The sequence below is a fragment of the Xanthomonas sp. WHRI 1810A genome, assembly GCF_040202885.1.
GTDB lineage: Bacteria > Pseudomonadota > Gammaproteobacteria > Pseudomonadales > Pseudomonadaceae > Aquipseudomonas.
In genome coordinates, this window is record NZ_JBEGED010000015.1 from 44355 (window position 1) to 60138 (window position 15784).

Below are 15784 nucleotides of genomic sequence, written 5' to 3' on the forward strand. Positions count from 1 at the left end.
GCGAGCAAGCTCCCTCCCACAGCGAGCGTCAGCCCGATACAACCCCGACGGCCTATCGCTGTGTGAGAACTGGTCATGTCCGACTATCTGCTGGAAATGCGCGGCATCGTCAAAACCTTCGACGGCGTCCGCGCGCTCAATGGCATCGACATCAACGTCAAACCGGGTGAATGCGTGGGCCTGTGCGGTGAGAACGGCGCGGGCAAATCGACGCTGATGAAGGTGCTGTCGGCGGTCTACCCGTTTGGCACCTGGGAGGGGGAAATCCTCTGGGACGGCCAGCCGCTCAAGGCCCAGTCCATCGCCGAGACCGAAGCCGCAGGCATCGTCATCATTCATCAGGAGCTGACCCTGGTGCCGGACCTGTCCGTGGCGGAAAACATCTTCATGGGCCACGAAATCACCCTGCCCGGCGGGCGCATGAATTACCCGGCGATGATCCACCGCGCCGAAGCCCTGATGCGCGAACTGAAAGTGCCGGACATCAATGTGTCGCTGCCGGTGTCCCAGTACGGCGGCGGCTACCAGCAACTGGTGGAGATCGCCAAGGCGCTGAACAAGCAGGCGCGCCTGCTGATCCTCGACGAGCCCTCCTCGGCCCTGACCCGCTCGGAAATCGACGTGCTGCTGGACATCATCCGCGCGCTGAAAGCCAAGGGCGTGGCCTGCGTGTACATCTCCCACAAGCTCGATGAAGTGGCGGCGGTGTGCGACACCATTTCGGTGATCCGCGACGGCAAGCACATTGCGACCACGCCCATGGCCGAGATGGACGTGGCGCGGATCATCACGCAGATGGTCGGCCGCGAGATGAGCAACCTGTACCCCACCGAGCCCCACGCGGTGGGCGAGGTCCTGTTCGAAGCGCGGCACATCACCTGTTACGACGTCGACAACCCCAAGCGCAAGCGGGTGGACGACATCTCATTCACCCTGCGCCGTGGGGAAATCCTCGGCATCGCCGGGCTGGTGGGCGCCGGCCGTACCGAACTGGTGTCGGCGCTGTTCGGTGCCTACCCCGGTCGCCACGAGGGCGAGGTCTGGCTGGACGGCCACCCGATCGACACCCGCACCCCGCTCAAATCCATCCGCGCCGGGCTGTGCATGGTGCCGGAAGACCGCAAGCGCCAGGGCATCGTCCCGGATTTGGGCGTCGGGCAGAACATCACCCTCGCCGTGCTGGACACGTTTTCGAAGCTGACGCGGATCGATGCCGAAGCCGAACTGGGCAGCGTCGAACGGGAAATCGCGCGCATGCACCTCAAGACCGCCACCTCGTTTTTGCCGATCACCAGCCTCTCCGGCGGCAATCAGCAGAAAGCGGTGCTGGCCAAGATGCTGCTGACCAAACCGCGGGTGCTGATCCTCGACGAGCCGACCCGGGGCGTCGATGTGGGCGCCAAGTACGAGATCTACAAACTGATGGGGGCACTGGCCGCCGAGGGCGTGTCGATCATCATGGTCTCGTCGGAACTGGCCGAAGTGCTGGGGGTGTCGGACCGGGTGCTGGTGATCGGCGAAGGTCAGTTGCGCGGAGATTTCATCAATCGCGATCTGACCCAGGAACAGGTCCTCGCAGCCGCCCTCACCGCCCCTGACGCCTCTGACCGGAAAACCGCTTGAATGAATCAACTCAAACAGCTCTTCACGCGCTACAAAATGCTCGCCCTGCTGATCGCCGTGGTGCTGATCTGGCTGTTCTTCAGCTGGCAGACCGAGGGCGGTTTCCTGACCCCGCGCAACCTGTCGAACCTGCTGCGGCAGATGTCGATTACCGGGATTCTCGCCTGCGGCATGGTGCTGGTGATCATCAGCGGTGAGATCGACCTGTCGGTAGGCTCGATGCTCGGTTTACTGGGCGGCGTCGCGGCGATTCTGGACGTGGTCTATCACGTGCCGTTGCCCCTGAACCTGGCCATCGTTGCGTTCTGCGGTTTGCTGATCGGCCTGAGCAACGGCTACATGACCGCCTACTTGCGCATCCCGTCGTTTATCGTCGGCCTGGGCGGGATGCTGGCGTTTCGCGGCGTGCTGCTGGGCATCACCGGCGGGACCACGATTGCGCCGGTGTCGCCGGGGCTGGTGTATGTCGGCCAGGGTTATTTGCCGCCAGTGGTGGGGGTGATTCTCGGGCTGGTGCTGTTCGCGCTGACGCTGATTCTGACCTGGCGCCAGCGCCGCAACCGCGCGCTCCACGGCCTGAAACAGCATTCGTGGGCGCGGGACGGCGTGCGGGTGGTGGTGATCGCCGTGGTGCTGGCGGGCTTCGTCTACACCCTCAACAGCTACGACGGGATTCCGGTGCCGGTCTTGCTGCTGCTGATCCTGCTGGGCGTGTTCAGCTACGTCACCAGTCAGACCGTGTTTGGCCGGCGCATCTACTCGGTGGGCAGCAACATGGAGGCGACGCGGCTGTCGGGCATCAACGTGCAGGCGGTCAAGCTGTGGATTTTCGGGATCATGGGCGTCATGTGCGCGCTGGCCGGGCTGGTCAACACCGCGCGTTTGGCCGCTGGCTCGCCATCGGCTGGGAATATGGGCGAGCTGGACGCCATCGCCGCCTGCTTCATCGGCGGCACCTCCATGCGCGGCGGTTCGGGCACGGTGTACGGCGCGTTGCTCGGGGCGCTGGTGATCAGCAGCCTGGACAACGGCATGTCGATGCTCGACGTCGACAGCTACTGGCAGATGATCGTCAAGGGCAGCATCCTGGTGCTGGCCGTGTGGGTCGACGTCAGCACCCGCAGCGGTCGTCGTTGAGGTTCGTTTAACCGGTCAGACCCGGCGCGGGGCGTTGCCGATATAGGGCACCGCATGCTGGCCAAGGCGCTGTTCGACAAAGCTTCTGGCGTGACGGATCATCCGGTCGAATTGTCGATCGCGCTGCTTCTCGGCATCGGCCATGACCCGTTTGCCGTGCAGGCCCAGCAGGTAGGTGTGGATCTGCCGAACTTCCAGCGTCTGGTAGATCGGTGCGATGTCCAGCACTGCCACCATCCCTTCGGTGACGTGGTCGCGGGTGTTCATCAGCACCTGCGGCCCCCGCACACCCAACACCTGGAAGCCCATGGCTTCGAAGGCCGGCACTTTGGAGACGAAACAGCCGAGTTCGGCGTGGGGATAACGGGCGGTCATTTCACTGAGCATCTGCCGCGCGACGCCTTTACGCCGATGGGTCGCACGCACCGCCATGTAGGCCACCGCGCATGCCTGCGGGTCGTCGGTGACCGGCAGGTACAACACAAAGCCGATCACCTGCTCCGGATCCTTTTCATCGAAGGCCACGATCAGCTCGACCAAAAGGCCTTTGGCGCCGTTCATGGCTTCCAGGTACAGGTGAATCTCATAGCCGACGCCGTACTGGTACAGCGGGTAGAGCGGATTGCTCGGCGCGATGGCGACCATGCTGATATCGGTCAGGTAATCCACAACCATCTGCATGATCTGACTGTCGACGGACTCGGGGGGCGGGGTTTCGAAATGGGTGATGCTGAACATCTTGGTACGGGCTCCAGAATTTGAGGCATGCCCGGAGCGCAGCATCTGGCCCGGAACGCGGCCATCATAACGCACGCCGCTCACGCTGGATAAACCGGACCTCCCCTGCGGGAGCGAATGCGAGGGTTCAGCCGGCAGGGATGTACCGGATGTACCGGCCATTTCGCGGACAGGTCCGCTCCCACGGGGAGATGCGGTGCTATCCCGAACTTGTGGTGCAATCAAACCTGCAGGATCGATCGACGCCTCACCCCCGTTGAGACAACAAAAAACCCGCGCGGCGAGCCGGGCGGGTTTTGCGGGGCAGCCATCGATCAGCGGCGATCAATCCACACGGTCTGCGCGTTGCAGAACTCGCGGATGCCGTAGTGCGACAGCTCGCGGCCGAAACCACTTTTCTTCACGCCACCAATCGGCACCCGCGCATCGGACGCGGTGTAGCCGTTGATGAACACCCCACCCGTCTCCAGGCGTGATGCGATGCGCTGGGCGAGCGCTTCGTCGGCGGTCCAGACGCTGCCGGCCAGGCCGAACTCGCTGTCGTTGGCCAGTTCCACCGCATGCTCGGCGTCACGGGCTTCGATCAGCGAGGCCACCGGCCCGAACAATTCCTCTTTGAACGAGGTCATGCCCTGGCGCACGTCACCGAGAATGGTCGGCGCGTAGTAGTTGCCCTCGCCTTCGATCACGTCGCCGCCCAACAACAGCGCCGCGCCTTCGGCCAACGTCGCTTTGACCTGACCGTGCAATTCGTCACGCAGGTCGTAGCGCGCCATCGGGCCGACGTAGGTGTCGTCCCTCAGCGGGTCGCCGACCTTCAGGGCCTTGGCCGCGGCAACGAACTTCTCGGTGAATGCCGACAGCACACTGGCCTCGACGATGATGCGTTTGGCCGCCACGCAAATCTGCCCGCTGTTCTGGAAGCGCCCGACCATGGCCGCCTTGACCGCCTCGTCCAGGTCCGCGTCGGCCAGCACGATGAACGGATCGGAGCCGCCCAGTTCCAGCACGCACTTTTTCAGCGCAGCACCGGCCTGACTGGCGATGGCCGATCCGGCGCGCACGCTGCCGGTCACCGTCACCGCCGCAATGCGCGGGTCGGCGATGGCCTTGGAAACCCCTTCGTTGGTGACGTTGATCACCTCGAACACGCCTTCGGTCAGGCCCGCTTCACGCCACGCATCACGCAGCAAGAAGGCGCAACCCATGACGTTCGGCGCGTGCTTGAGCACATAACCGTTGCCCGCCAGGATCATAGGGATCGCGCCGCGCAGCACCTGCCAGATCGGGAAATTCCACGGCATCACTGCCAGCACCGGGCCCAGGGGCTGGTAAGCGATGTAGGCCTTGTCGTTCTCCACCGAGGTCTTTTCCGGCGTCAGCATGGCTGGGCCATTGGCCGCGTACCACTCGGCGGTCACGGCGCATTTTTCGATTTCGGCGCGGGCCTGGGCAATCGGCTTGCCCATTTCAGCGGTGATCATCTGCGCCATGGCTTCGGCGTTCTGACGCAAGACCTTGGCCAGGTTCAGCAGGATCTGGGCGCGGGCGCTGACCGGCTGATCACGCCAGACCTTGAAGCCCGAAGCGGCGCGGACCAGGGACTGTTCCAACTGCTCGGCGCTTTCAAACGGGTACTCGGCAAACACCTGCCCGGTGGCCGGGTTCAGGGAAATGGCGTGTGACGCGGAGGCGTGCTTTGACATGAGGTGTTCTCCAAATTCGTGGGCGTGCCGTCGGTGGGTTACGGCCGTCTATTGCTTGAAACTGACCACCACGATAGGCTGCGGCGAATTAATTTAATAATGAATAATAATCAAAGATTTATTCTCTATCGGAGAAAGCATGGACCTGACCCAGCTTGAACTGTTTAAAGCCGTCGCCGAAGAAGGCAGCATCACCGCCGCCGCGCAACGCCTGCACCGCGTGCCCTCGAACCTGACCACCCGGGTCAAGCAGCTGGAGCAGGAACTGGGCGTCGACCTGTTCATCCGGGAAAAGCTGCGCCTGCGGCTGTCTGCCGCTGGCCACACCTTCCTCGATTACGCCCGGCGGATTCTCGAACTGGTGGAAGAAGCCCGGCAGGCCACATCGGGCAGCGAACCCCAGGGCATCTTCACCCTGGGCTCGCTGGAGAGCACCGCCGCCGTGCGCATCCCCGCCCTGCTCGCCGGGTATCACCAGCGCTACCCCAAGGTCGAATTGGCGCTGTCCACCGGCCCGTCCGGCGACATGATCGACGGCGTGGTGTCGGGTCGGTTGAGTGCAGCGTTCGTCGACGGCCCGCTGCGTCATCCGGAGCTGGAAGGCGTCGAACTGTTCGAAGAGGAAATGGTGCTGATCACGCCGACCAGCCACGCGGCGGTCGGGCGGGCGCAGGATGTCAGCGGCAAGACCGTGTACGCGTTCCGGCAGAACTGCTCGTACCGTCGGCATTTCGAGTCGTGGTTCAAGGCGGATTTGGCAACACCGGGCAAGATTTTCGAAATGGAGTCCTACCACGGCATGCTCGCCTGCGTGACGGCCGGGGCCGGTATCGCGATGGTGCCGCGCAGCATGCTCGAAAGCATGCCGGGCAGCCGCAACGTCAACGCCTACCCGTTGGGCGAGGCGTTTCGTTACCTGAACATCTGGCTGGCGTGGCGTCGGGGGCAGCGTTCACCGGCGTTGAACGCGCTGATCGAGTTGCTGCAACCCATGCCGGTGGAAGCGCTGGCCTGATTAGCCGTGCTCAGACAGGGTTTATTCCGCAGTGCGGTAGCGTAACCACACGCCGCCGCCTTCCTGGACTTCAGCCGAGTTCAGGACCAGGTGCGCCGGTTGCTTCCAGGCGTCAGGCGAGATTTCAAACGACGCCGGGTGAGCCCCTCGCCCGTCGATCAGTGGCAACAGCAGCACGCTGACTTCGTCCACCAGACCGGCCGCCACGAACGACCCGCTGACGTTCGGGCCACCTTCGACCACGATGCGCTTGATCCCCAGTTCGTTGGCGAGCAGGTCCACCACGGTGTGCAGGTCGATCTCGGTTTTGCCGCCGAACAGGTACGACGCGCCGATGGATTGCAGGTACGCCAGGTAGTCGTCCGAGACCGCTTCGGTGACCACTTCCACCACGTGGGAGCCCAACGCTTCGCTGCTTTTCCAGCCGACCTTGCCGTGGGGGTCGATGGAGATGGCGTACTTGTCGGCGTCGCGCTTGGCGAAATGGTGCGTGCGCGGGATCGGCGAAGTTGCCAGGCCCGACGGATAGCCCTCGTCGTGGGCGACTTCCTGCATCGTCACCCGACCGCACACCCAGGCATCGAAGGCGAAGGTGTCGGCGAGCTTTTCATACAACTCGCCGGCGGCCTTCTTGAACGGCCGGTCCCAACCGTCAGTCAGCGCGTGGCCGTCCAGGGACGACATCATGTGGCAGATCACGTAAGGCTTCATATTCGGCTCCGAGTCAGTTTCATCAATCGTGTAAAACCGACCTGAAACCGGCGCGGATAGTTCAGCCGGTATTGATCGTGCCCACACCCACAGGAACGATCATTGTGGGAGCGGACCGGGATGCTCAGCCAGGCACCCGCTTTTGTAGGCGCTGACGAGCCGCCGAAGGCTGCGAAGCGATGTGTCTGGCAACGGAGATACAGCGCCTGTATTGGCCTCTTCGCGGACAGGTCCGCTCCCACGAGTTATGCATCCGATTCAGATTGTGCGCAGCGCCGCGCTACAACGAACAACCGCGGAAACGGCAGCAGCACGGTGCCGTCGGCCAGCGCCGGATACGCTTCGCTGATCGCCTCCAGATACTGCGCCAGATACGCGGCCTTTTCGCCCTCGTCCAGCGGCGCCAGATACGGGCGCAACGCCGAGCCCTTGAACCATTCGACCACCGCTTGATGCCCGCCCTTCAGCGGATGGTGGTAGGTAGTGCGCCACACATCCACCGACGCGCACAGCGGTTGCAGCAGTTCGTAGTAGAAGGTCGCGTCGTGGCGCGGCGGATGGCGCACCTCGCCGATCTTGCTCGCCCACGGGCCCTGCGCCGCCACTTCCCGGGCCAGGCGGTGGGACGGCTCCTGCATGTTGTCCGGGGTCTGCACGGCGAGGCTGCCGCCGGGATTAAGCTGGCCCAGCAGGCGCGGGTACAGCTCGGCGTGGTCCGGCACCCATTGCAGCGAGGCGTTGGCCAGGATCACGTCGAACCTCTGCCCGGGGTTCCAGGACGCGATGTCCGCCAGGGCAAAATTCAGCGTTGGCAACCGTTCGCGGGCGCTGACCAGCATGTCGTCGGAACTGTCCATGCCGGTGACGTCGGCCTGGGGAAAGCGCTCGGCCAGCACTTCGGTGGAGTTGCCGGGGCCGCAGCCCAGGTCCACCGCCACACGCACGTCGGGTGTGGCGATGGCCGCCACCAGATCGCGGACCGGGCGGGTGCGTTCCTGTTCGAAGGTCGAATACTGTTTGGCAGACCAAGTCATGGGGACTCCGGGAAAGGTGGGCGTGCGCCACAGACTAGGTTTTGCCTGCGCTGATTACAAATGTTCCGGGCCTTTCCCGGACCACCCTTCTACCGTCCGCACCAGCTCGGTCAGGTCACGCCCCCCGCCGTCCTGCTGCGCAGCGACGTTCCACAACTGCCGCGCCGCCTGCCCCAGCCACATGGGCACGCCCAGCGCCTGGCATTCCTCGACCGCCAGGCCGATGTCCTTGCACACGCTGGACACCGGGAAGCCGAAATCGAAGGTGCCCGGCAGCACGTGCCTGGGAAACTTGTCCAGGGTCGCGCCGTTCTTGCCGCTGCCGGCATTGATCACATCCATCATCACCTGCGGATCGAGCCCGCCCTTGACCCCGGCGACGAACGCCTCGCTGGTGATGGCGAATGCGGTGGTGGACAGCATGTTGTTCAGCAGCTTGAGCAACTGCCCCTGCCCCGGCTGTTCACCGACGATGAACACCTTGCCGAACACGTCGAACAACGGCCGAACCCGCGCCACCGCCTCGGGTTTGCCCGCGACCATCATTGCCAGCGTGCCCTTGCTGGCGCCGGCCGCACCACCACTGATGGGCGCGTCGACGGTGTCGATGCCGCGTTCGAGCAAGCCGGCCGCCACCTCCTGCTCGGCGCGGGAACCCACGGTCGACAGGTCCACCAGAATCCGCACCGCGCAGCCTGCGACGATCCCGTCGGCCCCCAGCGCCACCGCCTTGAAAATCGCCGGGCTGGGCAGGCTGGTGAAGATGATTTCAGCGCTGTCGGCCACGGCCCGCACGCTGTCGGCCACCTGTGCGCCCAGCGCCGACAGCTCGGCCAGCGCAGCCGGGTCCTTGTCGAAAATGATCAGTGAATGGCCCTGTTCCAGCAGCCGTCGCGCCATGGGACGGCCCATGACGCCGACGCCGATAAAGCCCAGTAGTGTGTTGGTCATGACGAGTTTCCTGAATGAATAAGGGGATTCAAGGGTGCGCAATGCGCATGACGCTGGCGGCGTCGGTGGCGGTATCGATCGACCACAGCGCATCGATCAGCGGCTGGGTCGCGCAGCCGGAACCGCCGTAAGCCGCGAGTTCGCGCAGTTTGTTTTCCAGAAAGTCATCGCTCAGTGGCGCAGCCAGGCTGCCGAGCGACACATCCACCGAGTGGGTGAGGATTTCGCCGGAGCGCAGCGTCACCCTGACCTGCGCCGATTCCAGGGCGTAGGCGGTGTCGTCGATGAACTGCACCAACGGATAAATCGCCCGCAACACCGAGTCGCCGACGGCGGCATCGCTGAACTCGGCCAAGCCTGCCCTGCCGGTGGACAGCGACACCGCCACCGCATGTTGCGCGCTGACCTGGGACTCGCGCCCGGACTCGATAGCCGGACGATCCGTGCGCTGGCGCAGCAAGGGATGGCCAGTGAGTTCGATGCGGGTGATGTCGTGCAGGTCCCACGTGCGATTCAGCGACAGCTGCAAACAGGCCTCGATCACCGGATTGAGCACCACACCGCACGGATACGGTTTGTAGGTGTTGGCGCTCAAGGCCCAGTGCTCGCCCAGGCCCTGGGTGATTTCATCAAAGCGCGGTTGCTCGCCCACCACGTTGAGAAAACCGCGCTCGCCTTCCAGCGGGAACGGCGGCCCGCTGAAGCCGTCCTGCGCCAGCAATGCCGAGAGCAGACCGTTGCGCGCCGCGTTGCCAACGCCGAGGCTTTTCGACGCGCTGCCCAGGGTTTCCACCAGGCCGGAGGCTTGGGCGCTGGCGTTGCCCATGGCCCATTCCAGTTGTTGTGTTGGCAGTTTCAGGGCTTTGCCGACGGCAGCGGCCGCGCCGAATACGCCGCACGTGGAGGTGATGTGCCAGCCGCGGCGGTAGTGCTCCGGCGAGATGGCCATGCCCAGGCGGCACTCGACCTCGACGCCCAGGACGAACGCCAGCAGAAACTGTTCGCCGGACATAGGCTGGGTTTCGGCCAGGGCGAACAAGGCCGCAGCCACCGGAGCAGTCGGGTGGATTATGGTGGGGATGTGGGTGTCGTCGAAGTCGAAGACGTTGGCGCTCATGGCGTTGAGCGACGCGGCGTTGAGCATGTCGGTGGCGTCTGATCGGCCGATGACATGGGCCGAGTTTCCGGCGTTGAAGCGCTGGAACAGTCTGGCGGCTTTGTCCACGTCGGGGTCATTGCAGCCCGCCAGTGCCACGGCGAAGTAATTGATCAGCGCGCGCTTGGCGTCATGGCGGACAACGGGCGGAATGTCGGCCCAGGTCGTGCGCGCGATGAATTCGCAGAGCGGGCGGGTGACAGCGGGTGAACTCATGGTGACTCCGTTGTTGTGATTATTGGCGCTTCGCGAGCAAGCTCCCTCCCACAGGTTTTGTGTTCGACCGGAATTAGCCCGACACCCGCAATCATGGTGGGAGGGCGCTTGCTCGCGAAGAGGCCGGTGCATCCGCTGCATCTGCATCGCCTGACACATCGCTTCGCGGGCAAGCCTCGCTCCAACAGTGTCCCGGTGTGGCGTGTTGCAACGTACATGCAGGTGCATGAACGCTCACCCCGCCAACCACCCATCATCCACCGGCAAGGTCGCGCCGGTGATGGAGGCGGCGGATTCGCTGCACAGGAACACGATCAAATCCGCCACATGCCGCGCTTCCACGAACCGTCCGGTGCCCTGTTTGCCCACCAGAAACTCACGGGTGGCGGCGTCACGGTCCAGCTGTTTGCGGGCCATCAATTCGGTCAGCCGCGCTTCGATATTCGGGGTCAACGTGGAGCCGGGGCACACCGCGTTGCAGGTGATGCCCTGCCCCTGGGTTTCGAGGGCGACGGCGCGGGTGAAGCCCAGCAGCGCGGTCTTGGTCGTGACGTAGTCGATACGGTTGGCAATGGCCCGCGAGCCATACGCCGAGGACAGATTGAAAATCCGCCCCCAGCCCCGGGCACGCATGCCAGGCAGGCTCAGTTGCACCGCGCGGAACACCGCCGTGAGGTTCACCGCCAATGCCTGATCCCAGCGCTCCAACGGGAACGCCTCAATCGGCGCAAAGTGCCGGACCACGGCGTTGTTGACCAGCACATCAATCGCCCCCGCCGCGTCCATCATTGCCTCGACCCCCTCGGCCTGCGCCAGGTCGGCCCGCACATAGCTCGCGGACACGCCGTATCGCCGCGTCAGGTCCTCGCAGGTCTCGCGCATGTCGGCCAGCGATTCCAGCCCATGAAGCACCACGTCACACCCCGCCGCCGCCAGGCCCGACGCCATCGCCAGACCGAGGCCGTCGGACGATCCCGTGATCAGCGCCCGCTTACCCCTCATACCCCCGCCCCCGAGGCATCAATGCGCACGGCGATCGATGGATCCGCCGGGTCCACCGGAGCAAAGCGCTTCATCACTTCCGGGTCATGGCCGGGAATCATCAACGCGCCCGGACGCTGCAGCCACTCGCGTATCTTCTCGTAGCCCTGGTACATGTCGGAGAGCCGGTCGAGCACGGCGAACGGCCGATCCAGCTCGAACTCCTCGTAGTAGTGCACCGCGTCGGAGGCAAGGATCACCGGGCCTTCCGGCATCTCCACCACCACCGCCAGTTGCCCCGGCGTGTGGCCGCCGATCTCGTGCAGTTCGATGCCGGGGATCAGCGTGTTGCGCGGCCCGTCCAGCAGGGTAATGCGACCGGCGTCCGCCAGCGCCTGGATGCGTTCGATGTCCAGTGGATCGATGTGATGGGCGTACTGCGGGCGCTTGCCCATGTCCGTGCCCCAGAACTCGAATTCCCGGCGCGACATCACGATCTCGGCGTTGGGGTACAAGCCCACATTCCCGGCGTGATCGTAATGGGCGTGGGTCAGCACCAACAGCTTCACCTGCGCCGGATCGATGCCCAGCCGCGCCAGCGCATCGGCAGGCTTGACCACCGGCTGACGCTTGCGCGCGATGGCCGCTTCCGGGCTGAAACCGGTGTCGATGACGATGACCTGGTCGTCGGTGCGGAAGATCCAGAAAAAGTAATCCATGGTCAGCGCGGCGTCCGGTTCCCGGTACGCACCATAGTTGTAGTAGCATTCGCCTTTGGTGGTCTGCCGGGTGCCGTAGCGCACCACAATCACCTCGGGGTTAACCCAGTTCGGTTTTACTGCAGTCGGGTTGTTGTTGTTCATGTCGACTCCGGTTGTTCAGGAAGGCTGACTGACAGACTCGCCCAGCGCCTGCTCCAGCATCGGCGCCGCCACCAGCGCGCCGTGAATGCCGATGACGCTGACGATTTCCAGCATTTCCATCAGCTGTTCTTTGCTGCCGCCGTAGCGCAGGGCGTTGCGCATGTGCAGTTTCAGGCCCGGCACGTAGAGGTGCGTCGCGGCGGCGTCGAAGGCGCAATACATCAGCTCCTTGACCAGCGGCGACAGCACGCCGGTGCGCCAGGGAACGGAGGAAAACTCGACGTAGGCCTCGAACAGTTCGGGGTCCAGTTCCAGCAGGCCTTCCCACGATGAATGCCAGTAGCCGCGGTTTTCGATGAAGCTGGCTTTCAGGGTCTCGCGCCGGGCATCCAGTGGCTGCGGGCCGTCGCGCAGGCCCTCTTCTTCCAGCACTTCCAGCAGCACCGGCACGCCGACGTTGGACGCGTGGATGCCAACGGTGCTGATCAATTCCAGCACTTCGGTCAATTCCGCGCGGGTGGCGCCGTGGGCGATGGCGATGCGCAGGTGTTCCTGGATGCCGGGCTGAAACAGGTGCGTTGCCGCCGCACAGGCCGCAATGCCGATGAAGGCCTTGACCTTGTTTTCCAGATGGTTTTTTTGCCATGGCACGGCAGCGAAACCGGCATAAGCCTCGACAAAGCCGGGGTCCAGCCGCAGCAGGCTGTCCCATGCCGGGTTCCAGGTACTGCCGCTGCGTTCGAAGGCGTTTTTGGCGTGTTGTTGTTTTGGTGTGAGGTTCATTGGGTTTACCTCTTGACGCATGATGTGGAACGACAATGACCGTGTAGGAGCTGACGAGCCCGTGCGAGGCTGCGATTGCGGTGTGTCAGGTGAACCGCTTCGCAGCCTCGCACGGGCTCGTCAGCTCCTACAGAGGTCCGCGTCGGCCCGGGGTGCTCACCGCACCGCGCGCAAATAATCCTGTTCGGCCACTTCTTCCTGCCACACGGTTTTGCCGATGGAGGTGGCGGTGTGGACCATAAAATGCTCGGTATTGGCGCCGTGCCAGTGCCGTTCGTTGGGGCCGATCCACACCGTGTCGCCCTGGCGGATCACCTGGGGCTCCTGGCCTTCCAGACAGATCCAGCCGCTGCCCGCCGTGACGTAGAGCACCTGCCCTACTTCGTGAAAGTGCCAGAACGTACGCGCCCCAGGGTTGAACGCCACGTTATTGATGGCCACGCCGTCGGTGCTCGACATCACCGGGTCGGCCCAGACCACGCCGGTGAACGTTGCACTGCGCTGCTCGGACATTTCGCTCGGGGCGCTGCCGTGAATAACCTTCATGCCTTGTCTCCTGTATAGGGTTCGTGAAGCCGCACGCCGCCCGACATATCGCCGATGGCGTCCACGACTTTGTTGCTGATCTGATCGCCGTAACCCAGCGCCACCTGCAAGCCGAAGCTCGCCAGCGGCCCGGAGGCGTTGAGCGACGCGACGCCCAGTTCCCGCAGACGGTCGATGTAGAGCACCACGTCTTTGTTCATCAATTTGCCGGTCAGCCCGCCCTCCAGGTAATCGCCCTCGACGATGTACGGAAAGCGCTTCTGCGTGGCGAAATTGACCCCGCTGCTGCTGTTGAGCACGTCCAGCAACTGGTGCAGATCGAGCCCGGCTTTCTTGCCGGCAACCATCACCTCGGCGGTGGCCGCCAGACTCACCGCATTGAGGAAGTTGTTCAGGGTCTTGGTGGTGTGCCCGGCGCCGCTATCGCCCATGCGGAAGACCTTGCTGGCGATGGGCGCGAACACCCAGTCCAGCGCGGTGACCGTGGCCGCATCGCCGCCCACCATCAGGGTCAGGGCGCCCTTTTCCGCCGCCGCTGCGCCACCGGAAATCCCGGCGTCGACGTACTGCACACCGCGCTCGGCGAACAGGCCGTGCAGGCGCACCGTCGAACGCGTCGCCGCGGTGCTCAGGTCAACGACGATCTGACCCTCGCGGCAATGGCGCAGCAAACCGTCGCTGCCCTCGACCACCGCCTCGACCACCTTGCTGTCCGGTAGCGACAGCAGAATCACGCCGGACTCGGCCGCCACCGTGGCGATGGATTCGGCCACTTGCGCGCCTGCGGTTTTCACCCGCGCAGCGTCGGTGTCGTAGCCGATCACGTTGAGGCCCGCGTCCACCAGGCAGCGCGTCATGCGGCCACCCATGTTGCCCAGGCCGATGAAGCCAATGGTTTGGTTCGTCACAACTGTTCTCCTGTGTGCCGCGCGCCATAGAGGTCGCGCATCAGAAATCCACGTCTTTGGTTTCCGGGCCCATGTACGCGCCAATCGTCGCGATCACGCCGCCAATCACCAGCAGCACCGCAGGCGTCACGCTGAACGGAATGATCTGACCCAGCCAGGCCATGTAAAACGCGTAGAACGAAGGGATGATCACCGACAGGCTGAAACCAACGCCGAAACCGGTGGCGCGCACATCGGTGACAAAGCGCTCGTTAATGTAGGTCACGATCACGCCCCACGGCGAGGTCACCAGCACCGACATCAGGCAGACCAGGGTCATGACCACCGGCAGCGACAGCCCCGGCACGTTGGCCAGCACGTACATGATGCCGGCGCCCACGGTGGCGATGATCGGGCCGAGGGTCAGGAAGAAACGCCGGCGGCCGATTTTCTGGCCGATGATCCCCGAGCCGATGTAGGTGAAGAACAGCACCGAGTAGCAGATCAGCAGCGTGCCGGTCACTTGCAACCCGGAGAGGTGCAGGATGTTCACCAGCAAACCGGTGGGCAGGAAGATGGTGATGATGTTCTGGGTCAGCCAGAACCCGGTCATCATCAGCAGCACCTGCAGCAGGTTGCGCCCGCTTTTGCCCTTGAGCAGGTCGGTCAGGGGCAGTTTTTCCCGGGGCTTTTTCTCGGCGTCTTCTTCCCAGATTTCCGATTCCGAGACCGCGAACACGTAGTACAGCGCCAGCACCCCGGCCAGTACCGCGCCGATCACGAACGGAATCCGCCAGCCCCACTGCACGTACGGCGAACCCGGACCGTCCAGTGGAAACAGCATGAACATCAGCATCGCCACCAGGTTGATGCTGACGTAAGCCAGCGGGAACCCGGCGATGATCAGGCCGCCGACGAAGCCGCGCTGGTGCTTTTTCGAGTACTCGATGGCCAGTGGCATGGCGCCGGTGTAGCCGCCGCCGAGGAATATCCCGTCGACGAAGCGCAGAATCACCAGCAGCCAGTACGAGGCGATGCCGATGGTTTCGTAGCCGGGCAGCAAGGCAATCAGCAGCGTCACGATCCCGAAGCCCGACACCGAGTAGATCGACGCCATGCGCCGCCCGGTCTTGTCGGCGATCATGCCGAACAGCAATGCCCCGATGGGCCGTCCCAGCAGCGTGGTGATGAACACCAGGGAAGCGAGAATCGCGGCCATGCCCGGCGACAGCTGGGCTGGCTGGAAGAAGAACAACACCGGGGACAGCACGACGACCGGCAGGTAAATGTCGAACATATCGATGTATTCGGAGAAGAACGCGCCCTTGATAGCGTTTCTTCTTTTCTTCTCGATCGACTGATCGGTCTCGGCCAGCGGTCTGGCCTGGGCAATGGTGCTCATGACGGTTCCTTATAATTATTGTTGAACGGCAAGTG

At 64.0% G+C, this 15784-nt stretch carries 15 protein-coding genes; 3 read left to right on the forward strand and 12 right to left on the reverse strand.

The window, feature by feature from the left end:
* Nucleotides 1-75 precede the first annotated feature (75 nt).
* Entirely contained in the window at nt 76-1623 is a 1548-nt protein-coding gene (xylG, locus tag ABQX22_RS20450) for a D-xylose ABC transporter ATP-binding protein (protein ID WP_349801671.1), read from the forward strand.
* Nucleotides 1624-2760, forward strand: coding sequence for a sugar ABC transporter permease (locus ABQX22_RS20455; RefSeq protein WP_349801672.1), 1137 nt, complete (start codon nt 1624-1626; stop codon nt 2758-2760).
* A gap of 15 nt (nt 2761-2775) precedes the next feature.
* On the opposite strand, the gene ABQX22_RS20460 is transcribed toward ABQX22_RS20455, so the two are convergent.
* Nucleotides 2776-3498: a GNAT family N-acetyltransferase gene (locus tag ABQX22_RS20460; protein WP_349801673.1), complete on the reverse strand. Its 723-nt coding sequence runs from the start codon at nt 3496-3498 to the stop codon at nt 2776-2778.
* A 314-nt stretch (nt 3499-3812) separates the two neighbouring features.
* Nucleotides 3813-5204, reverse strand: a complete 1392-nt coding sequence (locus tag ABQX22_RS20465) for an aldehyde dehydrogenase family protein (protein ID WP_349801674.1) — start codon at nt 5202-5204, stop codon at nt 3813-3815.
* 139 nt (nt 5205-5343) lie between these two features.
* On the opposite strand from ABQX22_RS20465, the gene ptrR reads away from it, so the two are divergent.
* On the forward strand, nt 5344-6219 hold the full coding sequence (gene ptrR, locus ABQX22_RS20470; RefSeq protein WP_349801675.1) for a putrescine utilization regulator PtrR: 876 nt from the start codon (nt 5344-5346) through the stop codon (nt 6217-6219).
* A 21-nt stretch (nt 6220-6240) separates the two neighbouring features.
* On the opposite strand, the gene ABQX22_RS20475 is transcribed toward ptrR, so the two are convergent.
* From ABQX22_RS20475 to ABQX22_RS20520, 10 genes are all read right to left on the reverse strand, one after another.
* Nucleotides 6241-6930, reverse strand: coding sequence for a dihydrofolate reductase family protein (locus ABQX22_RS20475; protein WP_349801677.1), 690 nt, complete (start codon nt 6928-6930; stop codon nt 6241-6243).
* A 245-nt stretch (nt 6931-7175) separates the two neighbouring features.
* On the reverse strand, nt 7176-7964 hold the full coding sequence (gene tam / locus ABQX22_RS20480; protein ID WP_349801678.1) for a trans-aconitate 2-methyltransferase: 789 nt from the start codon (nt 7962-7964) through the stop codon (nt 7176-7178).
* Between the two features lie 54 nt (nt 7965-8018).
* A complete protein-coding gene (locus ABQX22_RS20485) occupies nt 8019-8915 on the reverse strand; it encodes an NAD(P)-dependent oxidoreductase (RefSeq protein WP_349801679.1) in 897 nt (298 codons plus the stop codon).
* Nucleotides 8916-8943: 28 nt separating this feature from the next.
* Complete coding sequence (locus ABQX22_RS20490; RefSeq protein WP_349801680.1) at nt 8944-10287, reverse strand: MmgE/PrpD family protein; 1344 nt, start codon at nt 10285-10287, stop codon at nt 8944-8946.
* A gap of 234 nt (nt 10288-10521) precedes the next feature.
* Nucleotides 10522-11289, reverse strand: coding sequence for an SDR family NAD(P)-dependent oxidoreductase (locus ABQX22_RS20495; protein ID WP_349801681.1), 768 nt, complete (start codon nt 11287-11289; stop codon nt 10522-10524).
* Nucleotides 11286-12131 (reverse strand): N-acyl homoserine lactonase family protein, encoded by an 846-nt coding sequence (locus ABQX22_RS20500; protein WP_349801682.1) that lies wholly within the window; start codon nt 12129-12131, stop codon nt 11286-11288. Before ABQX22_RS20500 ends, ABQX22_RS20495 begins: the two co-directional genes overlap by 4 nt.
* Before the next feature lie 15 nt (nt 12132-12146).
* The gene (locus ABQX22_RS20505) at nt 12147-12914 is read right to left on the reverse strand and encodes a carboxymuconolactone decarboxylase family protein (protein ID WP_349801683.1); all 768 of its coding nucleotides are present in this window, start codon (nt 12912-12914) and stop codon (nt 12147-12149) included.
* Nucleotides 12915-13070: 156 nt separating this feature from the next.
* Nucleotides 13071-13460 carry a cupin domain-containing protein gene (locus ABQX22_RS20510; protein WP_349801684.1) on the reverse strand — a complete coding sequence of 130 codons (390 nt, stop codon included), beginning with the start codon at nt 13458-13460 and terminating at the stop codon, nt 13071-13073.
* A complete protein-coding gene (locus tag ABQX22_RS20515) occupies nt 13457-14452 on the reverse strand; it encodes an NAD(P)-dependent oxidoreductase (RefSeq protein ID WP_349801685.1) in 996 nt (331 codons plus the stop codon). Before ABQX22_RS20515 ends, ABQX22_RS20510 begins: the two co-directional genes overlap by 4 nt.
* On the reverse strand, nt 14409-15749 hold the full coding sequence (locus ABQX22_RS20520; protein ID WP_349801686.1) for an MFS transporter: 1341 nt from the start codon (nt 15747-15749) through the stop codon (nt 14409-14411). The genes ABQX22_RS20515 and ABQX22_RS20520 overlap by 44 nt, the downstream gene beginning before the upstream one ends.
* Between the last annotated feature and the right edge of the window lie 35 nt (nt 15750-15784).